Raw genomic sequence first — 5,623 nt, forward strand, 5'->3', positions numbered from 1 at the left:
TTTTTTATTTAAAAATAAAATCTTTCTATTAAAGGACAAGACTAAAATAATCTTAGAATAAAAAGAGAATAGAAATGATTCAAACTTTCCATACATCAATAAAATAGTAAAAATTAAATTTTTGAATAACGTGCACGTGTTTATTTGATAACGTTTTTTTATTGAGAGGAGGGATGAAAATGACCAAGAAAACTCAAAATAAAATCCAACGTATATGTCAAAAACATTTTGATTCTAGACTAAAAGCTGTATCTCGAAGAAAACACTTGCGTTCCATTGCAGTTTCGATAATCGTGATTCTTACTTTCTTAGGAAGTTTATCCAATATGAATGTAAACGTTTATACAGAAACGTCAAGTTTTGCTAACCAAACGACAGAGGAGACAAATAGTCCACCCGCCTCTGAAATACAGTCAACAGAAAGTACCAATCAGTCTAGCAACAACGAGACAACCTCAACTACACCCTCGACTCAGCTGATTGATCCGACAGAAAAAGAAATTGCAGCAGCAAAAGCAGCAGGGGAAAAAGCTTATTCAGAAACAGGTAGAAGTCAGACATTTAGTGCTGTTGCGGCCACTACGAATTTCAACGGACATACCATACCAGATGGATATACAGTGATATATGCCAAAGATGGAGTCATTGTTGCGGTTAACGGAACGATGAGTGCGGATAAAACCATGTTACAAGGTGTTACCAAAGCAATCGCTTTTATTGATAACCGTCCAGATATCCATAATCTGTTTATTGGCTCCACAGTAAATGGTACTACTACCACCTTCCCAAAAAGTATCTATATGGGGGTGGCTACCGCTGGAAATACGATCGATTCCGTTACACCCAATGCGGATAAAAGTTATTCTTTTACACCTTCAACATGGGGAGGGCTTCCTGCCGGAGGAGGTATGAGTACTTTTTCAATCGGTATACAGTTAGCAAACGATATTCCATTCACAGGGTACTCGATTAAAAATGGACAGATCGTTGATAACAAGGGGAATATTTCAGTTGTCCCAACCTATCAAGTAGCGACGGTTCAGGTCAATGCGAACCGGACAGGAACTTTTTCTTATACAGTCAATGGTGGAGCAGCAAAAATCGGAACGTATGGTACTGCACTATCTGGTATCCATGTGGGGGACAAAGTGGTTATTACTCCAACAGCAGTAACGGGCTATTCTTTTGCACAAACAAACGGTTCTTTCACAGCCCTAGAAAGTAACGTCGATACGGTGACCTATACAGGCAAACAAACACCAATCACTATTAAGTATCAAGACTATTTTGGACAGACGATTGCTCCTTCTAAAATAATGAATCTTACTTACGGAAGTGCTGCACAAGACCTGACGACTAATGTGCCTACTATCAGCGGATATACCTTTACAGCTGTTTCAGCAACAGAAACAAAGAACCAATCAGCAACGAGTGTTTCAGCTAGTTTAGATACAAATGGAAATGTAATCGTAAAGGACGCAAATGGAAAACAGATTTCTGAAGTCATCCTATATTATAAGACAAATGAAAGAGTATCAATCAATGTAAATGGCAGTAAGTACTATGATGGTCTTTCTGTTGTACCGATCGTTAAATATACCTTTAATGATAAAACAGAATCAACATCCCTTTTAAACAATGATCTCAGTATTGATCAAATCACATGGAATCCAACTGATTTCAAAGCGATGAATGAAAAGGGAGTTGAAGTAACTGCGCCTACTGAAATTGGAACCTATACGTCTTGGCAATTGACAGAAAGCGGACTAGCTAAACTAGCTGCCAGAACAAACTATCTATTTACTATCGTGCAGACATCTGATATCTATACGATCAAGCCAATCAGCGGTACGGTAGAGCTCGGTGGCAGTAAGACATATGATGGAAAAGCAGGAATCCCGTCAATCCATGTCAAGCCAGCAGAAGGTGTCACCAGTTCGCTTACTCCAGTGCAAGTGACACTTAGCAACACGGACTACACAGTAGATGCACAATCAGCAAAAAATATGGTTAATGCTGGCAGCTATACAATCAAGTTAACGAAAAGCGGAATAGATAAAGTCAAAGCAGCAAATCCCAAGATGTCATTTACTGATATAGCTAACACATCAGGAACCTATACCATCAATAAAGCTGGTGCAGTGATTACTGTCGATGACGCTGTCTTTAATTATGATGCCCAAAGTCACTCGATTCCGGTTGGAAATGTCCACGTTGCTGGTGTTGTCTCAGGTGAATCATTGGATTATACACTAACAGCTAACAGCCGGACAGATATCGGAACACAAATAGTAACGATTAGTTTAAGGGAAGGAACTGTAAACAATAATTATTCGATTACCGCAACAGATACCGCTAAGTTGACGATCAATCCGACTCTCTTGCTTCCTTCGACAGGCGGGATAGGTCTACTACCCTTTGTCTTTTTGGGAATAATCTTTATTTTTTCTGGTTTCTTTTATTTTATCCATCGTAAGAGAAAAGCAGGTGAACAGCGATGAAAAAAACAAAAAATGTACGTGTGGATAGGTTTGCTGTTCTCTTTTTTATCCTACTGGACTTTTTTATTGTTTCTCCGACTGTGTCAGCTAGAGAATCACCCATCACATTTACTTTGCATAATCTAATGTTCGAAAGCGAACAGATGCCAAGTATCAGTCAAAACGACGGAATGGATAGTCCAGATAACTTTCAGGAGGCAAAAGGGTTGAACGGTGTTACTTTCGCTATATATGATGTCTCGGATGAATTTTACAAGCTGCGGACAGAAGGAAGTAGTGTAGAAGATGCACAAAGAAAGCTAGCACAAAAAAGCGATAGTGGAAAAATACTGGCAGAAAGTGTAACAAAAACAGTAGACGGGGAAGAGGGCATTGCTTCTTTTCGTGTATCGGACAATGACGAGCAAGGTCGTGACGCTATTTACCGATTTGCGGAAATAAAATCTTCAGATCAAGTAAAAGAAAAATCAGCACCATTTGTCGTCGTGCTTCCTGTGACAGATTCATCTAATCATAAATTGACGACCATCCACTTGTATCCCAAGAGCGAACAAAAAATACCTGCTGCACTCACATTAATAAAAAAAGTAGAGAACAAGCAGACAGATTTTGCAGATGGGGATAAAGTACCTTATCTCATCACCACCACAATTCCGGAGAACATCAACGAGATAGGAACCTATACGATCAAAGATACAGCTGATCCTCAGTTGTGGCTAGAACCAGAAACAATTGATCTTTTGATTAGTGGAGAAAAGATTCATACATTTCATACACAAAAAACAAAACATGGTTTTGTATTATCAGATCCTGGAAAAGATCTCAGTTCGTTTGCTGGGAAAAAATTAACAATCCGTTACCAAATGACATTGAAAGAAAACAGTGAAAAAACGACATTTGACAACGAGGTACGTTTGACGACTGACAATCAAACAGTAGAAACACATCTTGCCATCCAAACAGGTGGCAAACAATTTGTCAAAGTAGATCGGCAAACGAAACAAAGACTGGCAGATGCTCAATTTCTAGTCAAAAGAGATAACCAATATTTAGCGCAAGAAAATGGGATAAATCACTGGGTAGCCAAAGATGATCCGAGAGCAACGATTTTTACTTCCAGTAAAGATGGAACATTTTCTGTCCATGGTTTGTCTTTTGGAAGCTATGAACTAGTTGAGATCAAGCCGCCTAAAGGATATGTATGGAGTTCAGCACCAATTCTCTTTGAAGTTGAAGAAGGCAGTTATGATCCACTTCATCCTATACCATTGGAAATCATCAACGAACTAGAAGCAAATCGGACAAATAACGGAAAAACGCCAGTTCATATGCAGACGAATAGTCCATCAAATGAAAAAAGTGGAGGAAGCTTTCCAAAAACAAACGAAGAGATGCTTGGAAGTTTTTCAATCTTAGGGTTGTTGCTAGTCCTTTCAACAGGGACAGCTTGGTTTTATAAAAAACAACAAAAAGGGAAACAATAGGAGGAAAATAAAATGAAAAACATCAAAACAAAAATATGGGTACTTCTAGGAACTACTATTATGTTGCTTCCTTTCATTCTCAGCCTAGGAACTGCAGATGTCTCTGCAGCCGTATCACCTACACCAGAAAATGTCACGGTTAATTTGCATAAATTGAAATTCACTTCAGCACCAGAAAATCAAATAAACAACGGAACGGAACTGACATTTCCGAATAGCGAACCATTGAATGGCGTAGAATTCAACGTATACGACATCACTGCTACGTACTATCCAAGTAAAGATACAGCAGTTCCAGCAGATGCTACACCCTTCGCAAGTGTAACAACTTCTGGTGAAGGATTAGCTAACTTGACTCTTCCAGGTAAATCTGATGGGAAAGATGCTGTATACGTCTTTGTAGAAACACCAAAACCTGGTGTCGAAATGTCGCCAAATATCGTGTTAAGCTTACCCTTTTACAACCCTGATTCATCAGACCCTGACAAACCTTTAGACACGATTCATCTATATGCTAAAAATGTCATCAAAGAAAGCAATATCAAAATCCAAAAAGCTGGGAACTTTTCAGGAGTAGATAAGTTAGCAGGGGCGCAATTCCAGATCAAAAATTCAGACAATCAATTTGTGACTGGTTTTGATGAAAACACCGGTGTCGCTCTTTATGGTCCTGCCGAATCAGCATTGACATTCACAACTGATACTGAAGGATCCATCAGTGTCAATGGGTTACTAGACGGCAATTATACTTTAGTTGAAACAAAAGCACCAGATGGTTATCAATTGACCGATCCACAAAAAGAAACCTCATTTGTAGTAGAAAACGGAAAATTGCAACAAACAACCGGAATCATCCATGGCGCAGATGAAGCCGATCTTGGGAATCCAAACGGTGTAGTCAATCGGGAAAATACAACTACAGATAACACGATTACTGTAGAAAACGTCCAAAACTACGGTGATTTCCACTTCATCAAACAAGATGTGAACACGCAAGAAAAATTAGCCGGTGCAGAATTTTCTATTCTAAGAGCAAAAGATCCAACTGTTAAATTAATGAAAAAAATAGCAAACCTCACCTCAGGAGAATACCCATATGCTTGGTCAGATGAAGTCGCAGGTTCTGACTGGGAAGAAGTGAAATTGATTTCTGATTCAGAAGGGGAATTTTCAATCGAAGGGCTGAAACAAGGGGCATACTGCCTTCAAGAAACAAAAGCACCAGAAGGCTACGCATTACCTAAGAATGAAGCTGCGTACACTGAATTTACAGTAGATGATGATCCAACAACTTCTGATGAAACAACGATCGATAACCAACCTAAAGGAATCTTGCCTTCAACTGGTGGTATGGGGATCATCGTATTCATCTTGGTAGGTATTGCTTTAGTTGGAGGAGCAGTGATCTACTTCAAAAAACGCCATCAAGAAACAGAAGCTTAAACTATTGGAAACAGAAATCATACGATAAATAAACGACAGTGATTCAAATGGGGAGAAAGGTTGTGACAGAAGTGGTCGTGCTCTCGGTATTAAGTCAAATTTATGGAAAAATGTGAGGAACTATTTTTCCGTTTGCTTCTCTAATACTTAGGTCAAGGCACTGATTTCACAACCTCTTCATATATAAACGGTGTT

The 5,623-nt window shown here is 39.0% G+C and carries 3 protein-coding genes; all 3 read left to right on the forward strand.

Annotated features, from left to right (window positions below; all coding sequences use genetic code 11):
- Nucleotides 1-173 precede the first annotated feature (173 nt).
- The 3 genes from ESP02_RS12755 to ESP02_RS12765 are packed head-to-tail and all read left to right on the forward strand — an operon-like array spanning nt 174 to nt 5,428.
- Nucleotides 174-2,501: an MBG domain-containing protein gene (locus ESP02_RS12755; protein WP_038398612.1), complete on the forward strand. Its 2,328-nt coding sequence runs from the start codon at nt 174-176 to the stop codon at nt 2,499-2,501.
- Nucleotides 2,498-3,985, forward strand: coding sequence for a SpaH/EbpB family LPXTG-anchored major pilin (locus ESP02_RS12760; protein WP_080283902.1), 1,488 nt, complete (start codon nt 2,498-2,500; stop codon nt 3,983-3,985). Before ESP02_RS12755 ends, ESP02_RS12760 begins: the two co-directional genes overlap by 4 nt.
- A 12-nt stretch (nt 3,986-3,997) precedes the next feature.
- Nucleotides 3,998-5,428 carry a SpaH/EbpB family LPXTG-anchored major pilin gene (locus ESP02_RS12765; RefSeq protein WP_038398614.1) on the forward strand — a complete coding sequence of 477 codons (1,431 nt, stop codon included), beginning with the start codon at nt 3,998-4,000 and terminating at the stop codon, nt 5,426-5,428.
- Nucleotides 5,429-5,623 lie beyond the last annotated feature (195 nt).

This window comes from Enterococcus sp. NBRC 3427 (assembly GCF_007996925.1).
Classification (GTDB): Bacteria; Bacillota; Bacilli; order Lactobacillales; family Enterococcaceae; genus Enterococcus_B; species Enterococcus_B lactis.

What these genes read in the sequence shown, in the direction of transcription:
- ESP02_RS12760 (WP_080283902.1), top strand. Translation starts at nt 2,498, where the DNA reads ATGAAAAAAACAAAAAATGTACGTGTGGATAGGTTTGCTGTTCTCTTT.
- ESP02_RS12755 (WP_038398612.1), top strand. Translation starts at nt 174, where the DNA reads ATGAAAATGACCAAGAAAACTCAAAATAAAATCCAACGTATATGTCAA.
- ESP02_RS12765 (WP_038398614.1), top strand. Translation starts at nt 3,998, where the DNA reads ATGAAAAACATCAAAACAAAAATATGGGTACTTCTAGGAACTACTATT.